Source organism: Peribacillus sp. Bi96 (genome assembly GCF_918698115.1).
Classification (GTDB): domain Bacteria; phylum Bacillota; class Bacilli; order Bacillales; family DSM-1321; genus Peribacillus.
Genome location: NZ_CAKKLV010000027.1, coordinates 46,968 through 64,338 on the forward strand (window position 1 = coordinate 46,968; position 17,371 = coordinate 64,338).

At 35.5% G+C, this 17,371-nt stretch carries 20 protein-coding genes; 6 read left to right on the forward strand and 14 right to left on the reverse strand.

Annotated features, from left to right (window positions below; genetic code table 11):
* Window positions 1-511: 511 nt before the first annotated feature.
* The 5 genes from LQ203_RS23430 to LQ203_RS23445 all read right to left on the reverse strand — a co-directional run bounded on the left by LQ203_RS23430 (window position 512) and on the right by LQ203_RS23445 (window position 2,999).
* On the reverse strand, window positions 512-643 hold the full coding sequence (locus LQ203_RS23430) for a DUF6254 family protein (RefSeq protein ID WP_230161820.1): 132 nt from the start codon (window positions 641-643) through the stop codon (window positions 512-514).
* Window positions 644-757: 114 nt separating this feature from the next.
* On the reverse strand, window positions 758-940 hold the full coding sequence (locus tag LQ203_RS23435; RefSeq protein WP_034310968.1) for a hypothetical protein: 183 nt from the start codon (window positions 938-940) through the stop codon (window positions 758-760).
* A gap of 185 nt (window positions 941-1,125) precedes the next feature.
* Window positions 1,126-1,248, reverse strand: coding sequence for a hypothetical protein (locus LQ203_RS27585; RefSeq protein ID WP_290370637.1), 123 nt, complete (start codon window positions 1,246-1,248; stop codon window positions 1,126-1,128).
* A complete protein-coding gene (locus tag LQ203_RS23440; RefSeq protein ID WP_230161822.1) occupies window positions 1,249-2,040 on the reverse strand; it encodes an aminoglycoside phosphotransferase family protein in 792 nt (263 codons plus the stop codon).
* A gap of 344 nt (window positions 2,041-2,384) precedes the next feature.
* The gene (locus tag LQ203_RS23445) at window positions 2,385-2,999 is read right to left on the reverse strand and encodes an undecaprenyl-diphosphatase (protein ID WP_230161824.1); all 615 of its coding nucleotides are present in this window, start codon (window positions 2,997-2,999) and stop codon (window positions 2,385-2,387) included.
* Between the two features lie 298 nt (window positions 3,000-3,297).
* Here LQ203_RS23445 and LQ203_RS23450 point away from each other — a divergent pair, with 298 nt between their 5' ends.
* Genes LQ203_RS23450 through LQ203_RS23465 form a run of 4 tightly spaced genes read left to right on the forward strand, consistent with a single transcriptional unit; the run spans window position 3,298 to window position 6,703 of the window.
* A complete protein-coding gene (locus LQ203_RS23450; protein WP_230161826.1) occupies window positions 3,298-3,966 on the forward strand; it encodes a GntR family transcriptional regulator in 669 nt (222 codons plus the stop codon).
* The gene (locus tag LQ203_RS23455) at window positions 3,950-4,621 is read left to right on the forward strand and encodes a DUF2848 family protein (protein WP_230161828.1); all 672 of its coding nucleotides are present in this window, start codon (window positions 3,950-3,952) and stop codon (window positions 4,619-4,621) included. Before LQ203_RS23450 ends, LQ203_RS23455 begins: the two co-directional genes overlap by 17 nt.
* A gap of 12 nt (window positions 4,622-4,633) precedes the next feature.
* On the forward strand, window positions 4,634-5,890 hold the full coding sequence (locus LQ203_RS23460; RefSeq protein WP_230161830.1) for an MFS transporter: 1,257 nt from the start codon (window positions 4,634-4,636) through the stop codon (window positions 5,888-5,890).
* 24 nt (window positions 5,891-5,914) lie between these two features.
* Window positions 5,915-6,703, forward strand: coding sequence for a carbon-nitrogen family hydrolase (locus LQ203_RS23465; protein WP_230161832.1), 789 nt, complete (start codon window positions 5,915-5,917; stop codon window positions 6,701-6,703).
* Between the two features lie 444 nt (window positions 6,704-7,147).
* Here the strand turns inward: LQ203_RS23465 and LQ203_RS23470 are convergent, their stop codons facing one another.
* Window positions 7,148-8,881, reverse strand: a complete 1,734-nt coding sequence (locus LQ203_RS23470) for an amidohydrolase (RefSeq protein WP_230161834.1) — start codon at window positions 8,879-8,881, stop codon at window positions 7,148-7,150.
* Window positions 8,882-9,214: 333 nt separating this feature from the next.
* Between LQ203_RS23470 and LQ203_RS23475 the strand changes: the two genes are divergently transcribed.
* Both LQ203_RS23475 and LQ203_RS27375 read left to right on the forward strand, forming a co-directional pair.
* Window positions 9,215-10,378 carry a spore germination protein gene (locus tag LQ203_RS23475; RefSeq protein WP_253074197.1) on the forward strand — a complete coding sequence of 388 codons (1,164 nt, stop codon included), beginning with the start codon at window positions 9,215-9,217 and terminating at the stop codon, window positions 10,376-10,378.
* Complete coding sequence (locus LQ203_RS27375; protein ID WP_253074198.1) at window positions 10,360-10,737, forward strand: spore germination protein; 378 nt, start codon at window positions 10,360-10,362, stop codon at window positions 10,735-10,737. Before LQ203_RS23475 ends, LQ203_RS27375 begins: the two co-directional genes overlap by 19 nt.
* 192 nt (window positions 10,738-10,929) lie before the next feature.
* On the opposite strand, the gene LQ203_RS23480 is transcribed toward LQ203_RS27375, so the two are convergent.
* The 8 genes from LQ203_RS23480 to LQ203_RS23515 form a co-directional block, all read right to left on the reverse strand.
* A complete protein-coding gene (locus tag LQ203_RS23480) occupies window positions 10,930-11,421 on the reverse strand; it encodes a DUF6584 family protein (protein WP_230161858.1) in 492 nt (163 codons plus the stop codon).
* A 251-nt stretch (window positions 11,422-11,672) separates the two neighbouring features.
* Window positions 11,673-11,846 (reverse strand): hypothetical protein, encoded by a 174-nt coding sequence (locus LQ203_RS23485; protein WP_230161836.1) that lies wholly within the window; start codon window positions 11,844-11,846, stop codon window positions 11,673-11,675.
* A 231-nt stretch (window positions 11,847-12,077) separates the two neighbouring features.
* Window positions 12,078-12,851, reverse strand: coding sequence for a GNAT family N-acetyltransferase (locus tag LQ203_RS23490; RefSeq protein ID WP_230161838.1), 774 nt, complete (start codon window positions 12,849-12,851; stop codon window positions 12,078-12,080).
* Between the two features lie 142 nt (window positions 12,852-12,993).
* Window positions 12,994-13,167 carry a Fe3+ hydroxamate ABC transporter substrate-binding protein gene (locus tag LQ203_RS23495; RefSeq protein WP_230161840.1) on the reverse strand — a complete coding sequence of 58 codons (174 nt, stop codon included), beginning with the start codon at window positions 13,165-13,167 and terminating at the stop codon, window positions 12,994-12,996.
* Window positions 13,168-13,656: 489 nt separating this feature from the next.
* A complete protein-coding gene (locus LQ203_RS23500) occupies window positions 13,657-13,806 on the reverse strand; it encodes a hypothetical protein (protein WP_230161842.1) in 150 nt (49 codons plus the stop codon).
* 885 nt (window positions 13,807-14,691) lie between these two features.
* Window positions 14,692-15,189, reverse strand: coding sequence for an LURP-one-related family protein (locus tag LQ203_RS23505; RefSeq protein WP_230161844.1), 498 nt, complete (start codon window positions 15,187-15,189; stop codon window positions 14,692-14,694).
* Window positions 15,190-15,419: 230 nt separating this feature from the next.
* The gene (locus tag LQ203_RS23510) at window positions 15,420-15,974 is read right to left on the reverse strand and encodes a GNAT family protein (protein ID WP_230161846.1); all 555 of its coding nucleotides are present in this window, start codon (window positions 15,972-15,974) and stop codon (window positions 15,420-15,422) included.
* Between the two features lie 417 nt (window positions 15,975-16,391).
* Complete coding sequence (locus LQ203_RS23515) at window positions 16,392-16,880, reverse strand: VOC family protein (protein ID WP_230161848.1); 489 nt, start codon at window positions 16,878-16,880, stop codon at window positions 16,392-16,394.
* Window positions 16,881-17,371: the final 491 nt, after the last annotated feature.

Genomic DNA, 17,371 nt, shown 5'->3' on the forward strand with positions numbered 1-17,371 from the left:
GGAAATTCTTCAAATTAAACTCCTCCCTGTTCATTTAATGTTCTAAACACGGGATTTGAGGGAACCAGTATAAGGCTTAAAAAGACCTTAATTGGTTGGGCTCTTTTAATTTAATCCAAGCATAATCTGAATTTTTATATGGATTCTGCCCGATAGTTCCATAAAAAAAACTGCCTTAAAGACAGTCCCGATCTTAAGCTAACTCACCTTATCTTTTGGGGTTCATATATTCTGAAGTCTCAATTCCCCAATGACTGGATACCTCATAAACGTAGAGTAGTAAACTGATATTTCTTTACATTTAGCAAGTCAAACTCACTGGCAAAACAACCGCCATTTAAAAAATTCATCCGAATATTCATCATCATTAATCGTCATTTCTGTATCAATAATTATCACTCCCGATAATTATGACCTTTTAGGTAACGACAAAGAGAGGGTACCCCAAGGGAGTACCTCACAATTTGTGGGGCTCTGACCCTTTGGAATAGCCTCTCATTCTTAAACAGTTTTACTTAGTTTCAGAATCATTTTTGCCCATATCTTCAGCTAATTGTTCAAATGATCTGACCTTACCATGTGGATTCTGCGATTGTTTACGATCTTTCCATTGGCGTTCTTGTTGTTGCTTAGATTGAGTCATCTAAATAAGCTCCTTTACATAAAGTTCAGTAAACAGTTTGAAGCATGATAAGCCTCCACCCTTTGTACTCGGTGCAGGCATCACTTATCATGAGTCGAGTCTGGCAAGTATTAATTAATGCATGCCTTTCCACTCACCTTGATTTTTAGATGCTTTTTCTTTTTTTGCTTTATTTTTATGTGCTTGATTAGCGTTTGCACTGCCGAATTCTTTAGAGAATTCTGAATCAGTTTTGCTTGAATCAAATCCTTGTTTGTTCTTTTGGTCTGCATCATTTTTCTTTGTTCGTTTTGCCATGAATACCCCTCCTTCTTATCTTTAGTATGAGATCAGAAAGAAGAAATATACCCCGAATTAAAACCGATAGTAACAAGAATCTGTCATGTAATTCGGGTAAAAAACAAAGTGAATAATAAGTTCCAGTTCGGTTATTTTATAAGGTATACCTACAATGCTGCCGTTTTTACATAAGATGTTTGAAATTAACTTAACGCCAGAATTTCTTGACTTGGATTTCTACGAAACAATGGATACCCTAATGCACGAGATGGTTCACTTGTATAATCGGATCCATGATGTTCAAGACGTTCAACAAAAACCCACACTTAAATCCACCCTTTTCCATTTTCACGAATGAATTTAATATCGTTTTGATAATGTTCAAGATGCCCTTCATCTATCATCATTTGAAAAGCAACGTCACCTTCACTGGCTTTTCTTGTAATTGTTTTACATAAACCTTCCAATCGTAGCAATACCATTTCCAAATAATCTTCTTCTATCCCCTCACCGTAAGATTCAAAAAACAATCTAACTCTTTGTTTAATACGGTTAGCGTGCTGTGATGAATCATAATAAACTTTCTCACCTGTTTCAGAAAAATAAAATCTACTTAAGGGGACAATAGTATAAAGAGTATAAGCCATGTCCCAAAGTTTTGGACCAGGTCCAGCAACATCGAAATCAATAATACCTATTGGGCTTTCATGTTTAAAAATAATGTTGTATATCGCAAAATCATTATGGCATACTACCTCAAATTGCTGGGGGGTGTTATCTATCGATTGCCAGCTATCATCAAATGAAAAATCACTCACTGAATCATGATACAGACGGAGCATTTTCGCTACTTTTATTAAGACATCATCAGACCACATGTATTCTTTTAAAGGATGATTACCAGCTTTTCCTTCAATAAATGATAATATCTCTCTTCCTTTTTCATCAATACCTAAAAACTTTGGGGCATAACTGAAACCTTTGTTCTCCAAATGCTTTAATAGCTTATGAATTTTAGGACTATCTGGCTTTAATTCTCGTCGTACAGTATCTCCCGAACGATAAACCCTAGAGACATTCCCTCCTGTTAGCATTTCTTCGTTTTCATGGTTTGACATCTGAATATCCCTCCTTAATATGACTTTCTATAAGCCGTAAAATAAATCCTGTTTGTTAAACTACCCTGCCCCTTTAGTTCCATACAAAAAAGGTTGCCGCAGCAACCCTTTTGTTAAACTATCGACCTTTTAGTTGAAGAATGGTTAATTAAAACATAATGTTTAATAATTCTTTCATTTAAAGAACATCAGAATGTTTTTCTTTTGATAAATACATCATTTTATGTCCTGCTCCATTTGCTTCTTTCCGTTCGGTTCTTGAAACAAGACTTAAAACAACAAGTGCAAGTGAAGTAATGATCGATTTGGTCTGCTAATTTGGCAGTATATTAAGTAACTCTTTTTTAAAATTCCTTTGACTTACCTTTCTTATGTTTGGAAAGGGCAGATAAAATGGATTGTTCTCCCTTCTCTCGATTCCCCAAAAATTTCTTGGTCAGTCTTAAACTAGGAACAATTTTGTAAACGATCATGGCTGAAACGATACTGATGATGGCTCCAACAAGAACATCTGCTGGATAATGGACACCTACCCAAATTCGCGAAATCCCTACAAGGACTGCCAAAATTACCCATAAAAATCCCCAACCCCTTTTGAACAACCAGAAGGTTATACAAATTGAAAAAAATATGATCGTATGGTCGCTTGGAAAGGAATTATTGACTGCTTTTTCAACTAACTTATTAACGTTTGGCAACTCAGCAAATGGTTGATAATTCGAGTGGACTTGCCCTACTATTTTCGCGAATATTTCTGAGATAACTAATGTAATAGATGCACAGATTACCATGATTCTATTTTTATTTCTTCGAGAAAACAAAAACATCAGGACTGCCAATACTAAGAAAAAAATCATGTATTCGGCGATAAATACAAAGAAAGGATTTAAATCGGGGTATTGTTTACCTAGATTATTAATCATTCTAAACAATTTACTATTCATTTCGGACAAAGCCATTGAAAAATTCCTCCTGATTGAATTTTCACTTTAACCTTTATTAAACTCCATTATGTATATAAGTTGAACTTCAATTAAACCTATATTTTACATCTTTCAGACAGAAAGTCCATCATCAACTTTCGATATAACGTATGCACCTTTAGATACGCCTTCGTATGTTTTCTCTTTTGTCCCTTCAAGCGTTGGTACGTTTTGACGATTCAACACAAGGCGCTTTAGAAATCTGTTTATTTTAAATTGACTGAATTTTCAGCTTGTGATACAGTTGGTATACCACATACCAATAGGAGGAAAAATGAAAAAAATAGATACAGTTATGCCGTTAAGAGATATAGCTTTTGAAGCAATAAAGAAATCAATCTTGAATTATGAACTACTACCTGGTCAAGCAATCTATGAGAGAGATCTAAGTGAAAAATTAGGTGTAAGTAGGACTCCTGTCAGAGAATCTCTATCGTTGTTAGAAAGAGAAAAATGGATAATTTCAAAACCACGGGTTGGTACATTTATTAATGAAATAACAGAGGAAAATGTAATGGAAGTCATGGAAATTCGAATGATTATTGACCGATTCTCATTAGAAAAAATGTGTGGAAATATTACTCTAGAACAAATAAAAGTATTAGAAGGTTACATTGAGGAGCAAGAAAAAAATAAAACAGATCACCAAAGATTTATTGAATTAGATAAAGAGTTCCATTCTGAAATTGTATTATTAACCAAAAATCAGCGATTAGAAAAATGGTTTGAGGAAATTGGGGATCAAATTAGATGGTTTGGGTTAAAAGCAATAACTGAGAAGTCGCGTATCGAGGAAACAATATCTGAACATAAAGCAATTGTGCAAGGTTTAAAATCACAAGATATTAATCAACTTCTGGTAGCATCAAATAACCATGTGGAAAATACCAAAAATGAAATTATTAATCAATTGAGGAGGAATTCAAATGAGAAAAGTAATTAATTTACATCTTTCTAATGGAGAGGTTAAAAAACATGAAATTGATATTAATAAAGTAATCGTTGTTGGATATGGGGGACGAAATAAAGAAAAAATTCAAGAACACATAGATGAATTAAAAGAATTAGGAATTGCACCTCCACCTAATGTACCAATGATATATCCACAAAAAGTAGAACAATTAAATTTTTCCAACGAATGTAATGGAAGCAAATTTTCTTCAGGGGAAACAGAGTATGTGTTATTCCATGACGGAAAAGAATGGTTGGTTACCCTTGGCAGCGATCATACTGATCGAGAATTAGAAAAAGAAGATATTTTAAAGTCTAAATCAATATGTGATAAACCTCTTGCAACTGATTTTTGGAGATTAACAGATTTAAAAGAAGACTGGGATACTATTATTTTACGATCTTATGTTACTTCAAATGGAGAAAAATGTTTATATCAAGAAGACACTTTAGAAGCACTCTTGGAGGTTGATGTTTTATTAGAAAAGCTGGATAAGTTGGGGGAAAAGGATTTAAAACATACTGTTATTTTCTCAGGTACTGTTCCTACAAAAAATGGTTTTATTTTTGGTGATAAATTTGAATATGAAATTGAACACCCCAAGTTAAACAGAAAAATTAAACATCATTATTCCATTGTTTATTAAGGGGGGATTGTTTTGAAAAAGAAACCTACAAAAGTTAGATGGGGACTAGCATTCTTTTTCTTTATAATAGGTGTAATCGCTTACATGGACAGATCAAATATTTCAATAATAGCAAAGCCAATGATGGATGATTTAGGCTTAGATAAAGTTCAGTTTGGCATGCTTGCTTCATTATTCTCATTAGGTTATGCGTTAGTTCAAATTCCAGCAGGACTTTTGGCAGAAAAGTTTGGTCCAAGAAAAATGATCACTTTTGCTTTAGTATGGTGGTCAGTATTTACGGGTTTGACGGGTATAGTTAAATCTCACGGTCTATTGTTTATGGTGAGATTCTTATTTGGGATAGGTGAAGGACCGATGTTTCCAGCTAACGCCGTATTTAATACAAACTGGTTTAGAAGAGATGAAAAGGCCAGAGCATCTAGTGCTTTATTGGCCGGTTCATATTTTGGACCAGTTATTGCCCCTATCGTTACGGTTTATATCTATCAATATTTTGGTTGGCAAGCTGTATTTTATATTTTTGGATTAATAGGAATAATCATTGCGGGTGTATGGTATGTTATAGCCCGAGACTATCCAGAAATACATAAATTAGTGAATGAACAAGAAAAAAAATATATACTTGAAGACAGGGAAATTATTGATACCGCTAAAGTTAGAGCCCCATGGAATACTTTTCTGAAAAGCTATAGATTTTGGGCGTTAGGAGTACAATATTTTGTTGTTTTATATATTATTACTTTCTTTTTAGTTTGGTTACCTACCTATTTACTGGAAGATAGAGGGTTCTCATTAAGTAAAATGGGATTTGCTGCAAGCTTACCTTGGTTAGCAATACTGATAACTGTAATGACTGGTGGTATCCTTTCTGACTACTTAGTACGTAAAGGTTTTTCAAAGCAAATATCAAGATCCTCTTTAGCTATATCAGGTTTAATAGTATTTATTATATCAATGTACCTTGCTGTTATGACAACATCACCTTATATGAATGTTTTATGGTTATCATTATGCTTGGGTTCACTAGGATTCACAGTAGTGTGTTCATGGGCTTCTGCTACAGACCTTGGAAGAAACTTTTCAGGTTCGGTTTCAGGTTGGATGAACTTGTGGGGAAATCTAGGCGCGTTTGTATCACCGTTATTATGTGGGTGGTTAGCAGAAAACTTTGGGTGGAATATCACATTAGGAGTAACTGTAATCCCTGTGTTTATTGCAGCTATTTTATGGTTGTTTGTGAAACCTGATACTTCATTACTAAACTAAATATAATTAAGAGGAGTGACAAATGTGAATTATTTAGTATTTCAAATGGATTTAGTAGTTGGTAATCCTGAAGAGAATAGGAAAATCATTGAACGCTGGTTAGAAGGTAACTATAGTGATGATGTGGATGTAGTAGTACTTCCTGAAATGTGGTCTACGGGCTATGCGTTGGAGGAATTGGAGGAAATTTGTAAAGCGGATGGCAATCAATCCATTGAATTTTTACAATTACTAGCTAAGAAGTTTAATGTTAACTTGGTGGGTGGCTCAATTGCCATATTAGAAGGTAAAGATATCTTTAATCGTGCGGTTATTGTAAATCGAATGGGTGAGATTGTTCATAAATATGACAAGATGCACCTTGTTCCGATGTTAGATGAGCCCAAGTTTTTAACGGGCGGTCATAATCAAGTGGAAGTGTTCGAACTTGAAGGTGTGAAAATGGGAATTATTATTTGTTACGATTTACGATTCCCTGAAATTATTCGTGACTTAGCATTACAAGGTATTCAAGTGTTACATATCGTTGCGGAGTGGCCACTGGCAAGGAAAACACATTGGAATACGTTACTTCGTGCACGCGCAATTGAGAACCAAATGTATGTTGTTGCATCAAATGTAACGGGTACAAAATTAGGAGTGGAATTCGCAGGTTGCTCACAAATTATAGATCCATGGGGAGACATTATTCAAAAATTAGATCAAGAAGTTGGTGAATTAAAGGCAACTTTAGATTTAGAGAAAGTACTCCAAATAAGAAAAGATGTTCCTATATTCGATTCCAGAGTACCAGGAAAATATAGAAAGTTATAAAGTAGGAGCTACTCCAGAGATATCAATCTTTAGGAGTAGCTTTTTCAGGTGTAATTCAACAAAGCGTATATTTAATCGGAAATTCAGATAAGTATATAACTAATCGTCGCTGCTCTTTAAAGAACTAACGCACCGGTTAGTTCTTTAAGATAAGCGATTCTTATTAAAGAGTCTCGCCCTTTTCTTGAATAAGCACATAACTTTGTATTAGCTGGTATTCTCCCTCTTAAAGCAAGTTACTTTGTCACAGGGTTTCAACCTTAGGAATTCTCCACCAGTTGCCTGTCAGCTACCGAACGTCTTGGCACTTACTTGGGTTGGACTTTCGCTAACTAGCAATTAACTGCTTGCTGGGCACGAAGGAAGTAAAGAGACGGTTCTTGTGCTTCACCAGCAAGTGAATGAAGCACAAGAACCGCCGTCCCCGTTCATCCTATCCTTAATTTAATTTTCGTAGATAACCTTATCGTTCACAATTGTCTTAAGTACTTTGATTTCTTTAATTTTTATAGGGTCAATTGTTAACGGATTTTCTTTCAGAACAACAAAGTCTGCAAATTTCCCTTTTTCGATTGAGCCTTTTTCATTTTCCTCGAAGTTTTGCCATGCTGCATCACTTGTTACTGCGCGAAGTGCCTCTAATGGTGTGATTCTTTGCTTCGGACCAATCACCTTGCCGCTTCTTGAAATCCGGTTAACAGCAGACCATACTGCCTGCATCGGATCCATTGGGGTAATGTGAGAATCAAGATGAATGCTAAATTTAATACCACGATCAATGGACGATTTTAGAGGGCTCATCATAGCTGCTCGTTCAGGCCCCATGAATATATCCCTGTGCTGATCGCCCCAAAAGAAGGTATGGGAAACAAAATATGATGGTGTAACACCCAGTTTCTTCATTTCATCCAATTGATCTATTCTAGCCATTTGAGCATGCTCAATACGATGACGCGCATCCTTACGCGGATACTTCTCCTGGGCAGTACGGAAGGCGTAAAGAATATCATCAATCGCTGCGTCTCCGTTACCATGAATCGCAATTTGGTATCCACCCTTATGCAATTCCACTACTCGCTTCGTTAATTCCTCACGACTTGTCGCCGGATATCCCCGATAATTTGGATCATCTCCCGGCGGCACGTGGTACGGTTTACTTAAATAGCCGGTGTACCCTTGAATGGATCCATCATGAGACAGCTTCACAGCGCCAAGCTTCAACATATCACTACCGAAACCTGTTACAAAACCGCCTAATTCACCAGGGGTTATAACGCCACCAAACCCTCCACCCATGGCTGTTACCCTTAACGGCAGCAAACCTTGCTTTTGATATCTTTGTAAATCAATAAGCCCCTGTTTATTTGCTCCAGCTATAATCGAGGTCGTTACACCTTTTGAGATATAATCCTGGACAGCCTTTTTAAACGCTGCAAGATTTTCCTCTTCTGTAACAACAGGAATACGCTTGCTTACAAGACCTATAGCAGATTCCTCTAATACCCCTGTCGGTTCTCCTGTCTTAGGGTCTCTTACGATTACCCCACCAGGTGGATCAGGAGTATCTTTTGTAATTCCTGCCAATTTAAGCGCAACACTATTAGCTACTGCTAAATGTCCGGAAGTATGTCCGATATAGATTGGATGCTCCGTTGATACCTTATCCAGATCTTCACGTGTCGGGTGACGTCCTTCTGCTAAAAGTGTCTGATCGTACCCTCGCCCGAGTATCCATTCACCTTCGTGGGTTTCCATAGCTCGATCTTTCAAGGCAATGATCAGATCATCAATATTTTTAATAGGACCTACCGGTGGACTATTTAAATTAACTTGAACAGTCCCGTCCATTCCGGAGCTCGGAAAATGACTGTGGGCATCATAGAATCCCGGCAATAACACTTTATTCTTTAGATCAACGACTTTCGTGTGCCGTCCCTTTAACTTGCTAATTTTCTTACTTGAACCAACAGCAATGATTTTTCCGTCCTTGACTGCTACAGCTTCGGCAATAGTAGCATCTTTGTCCATGGTGATAACTTTTCCGTTGAAGTAAACAGTGTCAGGTGCAAGAGGGTCAAGATGGTCCGGAAGTGTACCTGAAGAAAATCCTACTAATGCAAGCACAAAAACTAGGGAGAAGATAAACAAATTTCTTTTACTTAAAAAATTTCTTTTCAAGAAAAAACCCCTTTTCTGATTTAAGATCCTTTCCATAACACCCCTTGATTTATGCCATATACACCGATGATGTTCTAAGAAATATTTCATTTAAACAACTAGAAAGAGCCACCCCCTACTAAATGCTGTTGAAAAAAGCTTCATAGACATCATGATGTCCGTACCAAACTTAAATACATTATACGAAATATTCTGAATTTTAAATAGGGATATATTTATTTTTCCCCAAAAATCATTAGGATGGCCCAATTGTTGAACAAAGATCAAACAGCACTGTTGAACTAACCTGACTTTAGTGCCATAAGAAAAAGAGCTGCCAAAGCAACTCTCTTATTGAAGACGAATGGGAATTGCATACATATAAGTTATTTTTTAGAAAAAAACGAACATACTAAGGTGGTTAGTATAATCAAAAACACACTTAAGAATCTCCATGAAAAAACAAAACAGCTAAAGGAAAGTTTCAACGACACAGCTGATTTTAGAGTCAGGAAATTAAAAATCGGGTCTAATCGTTCTATAATGGTACACCTTATTTATCTTGATGGGGTGGTAAATAAAGATAGCTTGCAGGAAAACGTAATTACACCCCTATTAGATTCAACGATGGAGACCATAAAAAAATACTCTCTTTTAGAGGATGTTTCAGAGAATATTATTAAAACAGCAGAAGTATTCGTTGCGAAAGAGTATAAGGAATTAACTGATGCCATAGTAAACGGTGGAACCGTTATAATATTTGAAGGCATTGAATTAGGAATTATAGCTGGTACAACACAGTTTAAAGAAAGGAATATTGAACAAGCTATCAGTGAGCGTTCACCAAAAGGGCCTTTAGTTGGACTTACCGAAAATCTTAATACTAATGTGAGCTTACTGTGTGGAATGATGAAGACACCTAATTTTTGCGTGGAGTCAATAGAAATCGGAATATTATCTAAGACAAACATTTCCATTCTCTATGTAAAGGAAGTTGTTGACAAGAATGTATTAACAGAGGTTAGAAATCATATTGATAAAATATCCGTTAACTATGTACTAGAATCTATGACGATTAAAGAAGCATTTGAAGGTAGGTCAACTAAGATTTTCGCAATGAGTGAGGAGTCAGAACGCCCCGATGTTGTTATATCTTCTTTATATGATGGAAAAGTTGTGGTCCTGGTAGATGGAAGTCCATACGGCATTATATTACCAGGTCTATTTGCTTCGATGTTCTCGGCACCTGATGAATATAATTCAAATTATGGCAGACTAATGAATCGGTTATTAAGGTATATGTGTTTTTCCCTATCCATTTATTTACCGAGCATATATGTGGTACTTGTAAATTTTTATGCAGATGGCTATCCAGATAAGGTTACAAAAACCCTTCTAACAAACGATGAACTGCTTCCTGCATTTTGGACGATGATAATATTTATCGTATTAACAACTATCTTAATAGACGTTACTTTTAGAGTTCCTCAAGTGCCATCATGCTTATCTCCTTGTTAGCTACAATTGCAGTCGGAGAAACAGCAGTCACAGCTAAGATTATCCATCCTGCAAGTCTAATTGTGATAGCGATAACTTTTCTTTTAGGTTTCGTCCTTTATACCAAACAATTAGCTCCTGCGATATCAACACTTCGTATTCTATTTTTACTTGTGGGAAATTTCTTTGGGGCTCCAGCAATGATAATAGTCACAACACTATTAATTATCTATATGGTCAATCTACGTTCTGCTGGCGTCCCATACCTGTCACCTCTCATACCGTTTAAACTTGAAGAATTAAAAGATACGTTATACAGAGGTAAAATGGAGAAAATAAACAACAGTAAACATAGCTTTCCAAACGATAACGATAGCTAACAAAAAAGAAACCACCACCAAAGAGAGATTACGGTTTAATTAAATCGTAATTTCATCTTTGGTGAACTAATCTGCCCCGATAATTGCATAAAGAAAAGACTGCCTTAAAGACAGCCCCGATTTTCAGCTAACGCACCCGTTTGTTATAGAACAAGTACTAGAATAACCCCTCTTATAAAGCAAGATAACGGATCAAAAAATCCAGTTTAAAAGAGAGTAAACTCCCAATAATGCAAAGAGAATTGTTAATATTATTATTGAGAAACACCCAAAAATAACTAACTTATCTTTCAATACATCGTCAGGTTGTTCCATCAAATTTTCTTTCACTTTATTTTGTATAGGTGAAATTACCTGATCCAATTCCAGTCTTATTAAAATTTCTCTATCACCTTTAAATTTTAGAGCTCGTGATATTCTGAAAGCATCGTTTCCCAAAGACTTTTCGAACAGAATACAGGCTTTTACCATTTCTGATGTCTTATTCTTTTCTAAATACCAGTAACGACCAGCCATTGAAGGATATTTTAATGCAAAATAGATATCCCCCAACTTTCTGCGGAGTTCTAACTCATTAGGATAGGTTAAAATTAACCCGTGTAGTCTATCCCTTGCTTTCCCTAAATCATTTTTTTCAATATCCTCTTCTATCTTCTTAATCGTTTTAACAGGTATCTTTTCTATAAAAAACACCTCTTTTATCTTTTTTCTTTACAGTCTTTATTTCTAGATAGTTCAGAATAGTTCCTTCTTCCACTAACCTGCCCCGTTAGTGCCATAAGAAAAAGGCTGCCTCAGCAACCTTCCTTATTGAAGTAAAGCACCTGTTAGTTCTATAAGACTTATTGCAGAGTTGACACATACTGTGTCACAAAGTATTTATATAAAATCAAAAAATAACTGCTCCTCAAAGAGCAGGAGCAGAAAAAAAGATGTTATTTCACAACTTTAAGAGGAACAAGTACTTTATTAAAAAAAGACGTTTCGAGCTTGGCTAACCAACCGTTTCCGTTTTCTCCATTAGCTACTTGAGCAGCGTGTTTTTTGTGAAATTCTGCTACCCGTTTATTATGCTCTTTATGCCATTCGTGCATAGAATTATGTTTCATTCTTATCGCCTCCTTTCCGTTTAATTATATTTCTAGAAAAGTTGAATAGAAAGTCCTTTTTATTCAACTTTTGAAAGAGAGGAAATCGATAAGTTAATAAATCTAAATATGCACAGTTCGTATACACTACGCTTGTTCAACTAACCTGCCCCTATAGTTGCATAAAGAAATAGGCTGCCGCAGCAACCCCTGTTATTGAGGTAAAGCACCCGTTAGCCAAATAAGCACTTTTTACCTTCTAACGAATACCGAATATTCCATTGGATTTTCGAATCCTAATCTTTCAGCCAGCTTTATCGATGCAAAATTGTTAACATCACAGTCCCAATTGGGTTTCAAATTTCTTTCAATACAATGTTCAATGAATATTTCTGCAACATTTTGAGCTAAGCCCATTCCTCTATACTTATTTTGAGTTGCAATATCAATTTCAGCAAATTGTGATGAACTAAATATAGATGTACACTCACTTACAACGTTATCATTATGTAACAAACAATAACCAAAACCATTCTCTAGAAAATTTGATACTGAACCCCAATATTCATTATAATAAGATTCATTAAATTCCAGACTTTCAGTAATTATTTTTTCATCTATTCTCTTTACTATAAAATCTTTAGGGACTTTTTCCTTTTTTATTGTTGAATATGTATCCTTATTAAAATGAAAAGAATATCTTTGCATCTGTCTTAACTCTTTTCCAAACAACTTATTTATAACTTGATCCCATTCTTTTGATGGAGAAAACAAAGTGAATCGCTTTTTATCATTTTTTCTACTTCTATAAATCTCTAAAAATATGCTGTTAAGACCATTGTTCATTTCGTCTCCACCAACAACAAAAATACCTGAATCAGTACCAACTAAAACTGTTTTCTTTAATTCATCCATATAAACCTGTCCAGGAGTATAATTATTTAATACAGAGAAAGCAAATGTCGGATAAGTTCCTTTATCATTTTTTTTCAGTAAATTTATTACCTTTTCAAATTCATTATTCATACACTGGCCCCCCTTTTGTTTTTTGTTATTCCTTATACTCTTTGTACTTCCTTCTCACTAACTTGCCTCGATAGTTCCTGATGAAAAGAGTTCCAGAGCAACCTTCCTTATTGAAGTAAAGCACCTGTTAGTTGATTAGTATTTAGTAGGATTTATTATTAAAACAGTCTTCACAAATGAATTTACCTTCGTTTCTTATATATGCTTTTATTTCAGTAAAACCTTTTCGCTTTGGATAACGCATTTTTACAAAAATAACGTCATCTCCCTTAATCTCTTTATCACAAATAGTACATTTGGGTTTATCCCATAACATAACTAAATCACCTCTATGTAATGTTAATTCCTCTTCATATCTTTACGAATAACTTTTATAAAAGTTTCTACTACTAAACTGCCCCTTTAGTTGAAGAAGAAAAATCAAAAGCATTGTTTAATAGACTCTATTTTAAAGAAGTAACAATCAAAAAAAGTTCGTAAAAGTGTACCTTTACGAATGAATTTTAATTGGTTACTTCTTCTAAGATCTCTTATGTAAACTAATTGATTAGGTTCTTCAACGAACTGGCCAGTTCGTTGAAAAAGGTATTCTAAAAAATATGTAACAGACACAGAAGTGCCTGCTAAGTGAAATAAATATAGATGACGTGAAACGTCATTTGCAAGAGGTATTAGATAACTATCCAAGAACAGGATTAAGCTGTGAAATAGGTGTTCATCCAGAGCTACCGAGATAATTATATCAGGTAGTTTTTTTGAAGGATTTTAGATCAGTCATTAGCTCAACCAGAGCTTGTAATTTGAGTTAGAGGGTTAAATCACCAAAAACACCTTCTTCTACGATCGAATCTGTCACAACGATCGAATCGATTGAATCTGTCACAACGATCAAATCGATCGAATCTGTCACATCGATCAAATCGATCGAATCTGTCACAATGATCAAATCGATCACAACGGCGTCTTCTATCACAAAAAAACATTCAAATCCCCTCCTTTTAACACTCTTACTATAAAATATGTTGGTATGAAAACAATGTATAGACAAGAGGCCATAAATCAAGAATACATAATCAAACAAAATAAATTCTGGTGCCTATCGATTTTATTTCCCTATGCAAAAACCCCTTGTGCGGCAAGGGGTTTTTGTTTTTCGTACTTCCGTTAAAATACATTATGGGGTCCCGCCATGGTAGGACCCCTTCCTATAGATCGTGACAATGTAGAAAGTGCGCGAATTTAAAAAGTCATGCCTTAGCCGCAGGGTTTTTAGGAATAAACCCTTCATCATGTGTCCATTTGAATAGTGATTTAATACAACGAATCCTGTGACCTAAACTAGAAGGCTTTAAGTGTTCGCCCGCCTGTATTAGATACCCTTTTAATTTCTCTGTAGAAAGTTCATCCATATCAATATCACCGAAAAATCGTAATAAGAGATTATATTGAAAAACAATATGTTTTTAATGTAAAAGGCGAATATCTCTCAATTTTTTTATCTAGTTGATACTTTTCCCAGGCTTCTGATAAAAACATTTTTCATTCACTCTCCCATGTTATAAATCAATTAATCTAGATATTATTATGTTCAAGGAGAGAATTTTTTATACGCAAGTTATTAAACCATCGCAGACAATAACCAATTATAGAACCATGTGAACCCTTGAAATACAAGAAAAAAGGCACTTTCTTTACTCAAGAAATGCGCCCGATTACTGAAGAACGAATATAAAACCTTGGTACCAAATGGCCTTGTCATTTATTTATGATACGGTTCACCGCACCTATTCAAGCAGTGATTTTTTAAAAACTGTCAGCCTTTTAATTTTACACTTCTACTTTAAATCGACGCTGCTGAGGAAGCAGCTGCTTGATCAGCCTTTACACAATCAATTGCAACAACGAGTGCAATAATAATGGTTTCCATCTCTTCATCTATTATTTGAACCTTGTAGCTATCGCCCCAAGTGAACCACTCCTTGCCCACTTTACCTACGATTTTACCATGCTGTAAAACTTGAAAATCCATATCCCACCAATTACCATGTACTTCAATGCCTGCCGCATCAATTGTATATCGTGCTTTTAAGAAGGAAAATTCCTTCTTTATTGTTAATACCTCTCGACCATTCACCTCAACCAAAAACTTTGGTAAAAAGCTGAACACCTTTTTCGTAATGAGTGCTACTTCATTTCTTCCTGTATTCATAATGGAGAAAGTCTTTGGAACTTGCATAAAACTTCCCTCCACGTAATATATATCCTTCTCCTGCTGATCCTTTACTGTAAATTTCCCGCTAAGACTGAATACCTTCTGCTTTATATAAAGCTGCCTCATACTTATGCCTCCCAACCTTAAGTCTTTTACATTTCTTACGTTTGAAATAGGCATTGGTTCCAATCTTATGCATTAAATTCCAAATAATAGTTCCACTCAAAAGCACCCTCTTTTCGGTTCACCACTATTTGTCCTTAACTAATTTACCTTTTGTAAAGTCAGCAATTCTTCCTTCGCAATCTGGCCCTTTAATTGAATAAGAATGGACTAAATTTTATTGTATAAGAACGCTAAGTTTCCAGGTTAGTAATTTTGCCAAAAAGTAAGGCATCATAATACTTATCCTCTATAAAAAAGTGCTCCTTTAATCGTCCTTCTAACTCATACCTGTTCTTTTCAAGTATCCGTGCAGAACCAATATTGGCATCCACTACCATAGCATGGAGTTTATGAAGATTAAGTGATTTAAATGCAAAATCACTCATCAATGCAACAATCTCTGTGCCATATCCCTTACCCCAATGATGTTTATGCAACACATAACCAATTTCTGCTTTGTTTGCTCCTTGGTCAAAATTGAAAATCATGGCTGTCCCTATAATTGTTTGAGTTAATTTTTCAACAATGGAGGAATATAAATGAGTACCTGCCGACTCACGTTCTAACATTATTTCAATGAACTGACGAGTTTCCTCCGAAGTATTCATCAAATTCCAGCCAATAAATCGTGAAACTTCTTGATCTGACGCATAATGATGTATCTCTTGAACATCCTCAACCCTTAGTGCTTTGAAGTAGATTTTTTCACCCTCCAAAGAATGAAATAAAACAGCCTGCTTCTCCATTTTAACCTCCTCTAACTTCACTTTGTTAATGAACCTCAGATGGTAGCGAAAATGCCCCCAATTAAGGTTAATATCATCGTACTCATCTTAGTACACCCTTTCAAATATTTCCATATAGGGGTCCTACCAACAAAACGCGGAAAACATACGCTAAGAGAGTAACATCAGGAAAATACGGGTTTACAACGGTAAGGAAATCCAAATATAAAAAAAAGTCTAATTTCTCGCTTTTAACACCTAGAAATTAGGCTTTAGTTAAATTTCATTAAAGCGCCCGTTTGCTTAGCTCTACAACGTCTTTTAAATGGATACCGACAATATGATTGATGTTCAATGCAACAAAGTTGTTTTTTTACGTTAGTACCAGTTTGAATACCAAGTTGGAGATCGAAATCAATTCAAAGTCCCCCTCAATATTTATTTGATTTCCTCAGCCAGCTCCAAAATAATTCCTTCTGGCCCACGAACGAAGCATAATTTATAAGCGTTTTCGTAGTTTTGTATCTCACCAATAAGTCCTGCGCCTGTCTTTGTCAATTTGGTAACAAGGGCTTCAATATCTTCAACAGCAAAGGCAATATGCTGGATACCCAGAGTATTTGCTAAAGGACGCTGTATGCCATTTTCATCTGATGGCGTGTGAAATTTTACTAGTTCTATATTTGCGTCACCGTCTGGCGTTCGCAACATTACTAGTTCTATATTTGCGTCACCGTCTGGCGTTCGCGACATTACAACTTCCTCTTTAACGTCTTGAAGCCCTATTATCCGCTCCATCCGCTCCACCCACTCGCCTTCCACTTTTCCTTCCCCCAGCATTTCAAGGCCAAAGTCAAGAAAAAACGCTTTCACGGCAGGAAGATCATTGACGATTATACCCACATGATCTATTCTATGGATTTTCATATCTCATACCTCCTTTTTCCTAATTTTATCACATATGTCTCCTAAAGATTTCTTCTCGATTGCTTAATAGCTTTTCCTCTTTATTGTAAGCAAACTAGCCCGTTTGCTTACAATAAAATTCCTACATTATTAAAAATCCACATATAAACGGTTAAATCTGTTTCAAAACGGTACGACTTTCTTATAAACAGTACATCTTTATTTTAAACCGATACTATTATAAACGAGTCACTTAATCAGCTATAAAGGATTTTTTATCTTATCCCCTTCAAGTCATTGTTCAACTATCCTGCCCCGATAGTTGCATAAAATCGAGTAGGAGGAGGCGCCTAGCCTCCGACCTCTCACACCACCGTACGTACCGTTCGGTATACGGCGGTTCAGTTTAAGTCTGACGCAGTTTTGTATATCGTTCATATAGATTTTCTAACCCTTGATGTTGCCAATAAGCATTATTAAGGGTTTTGTCTAGAATAGGGCTATGCGCAATG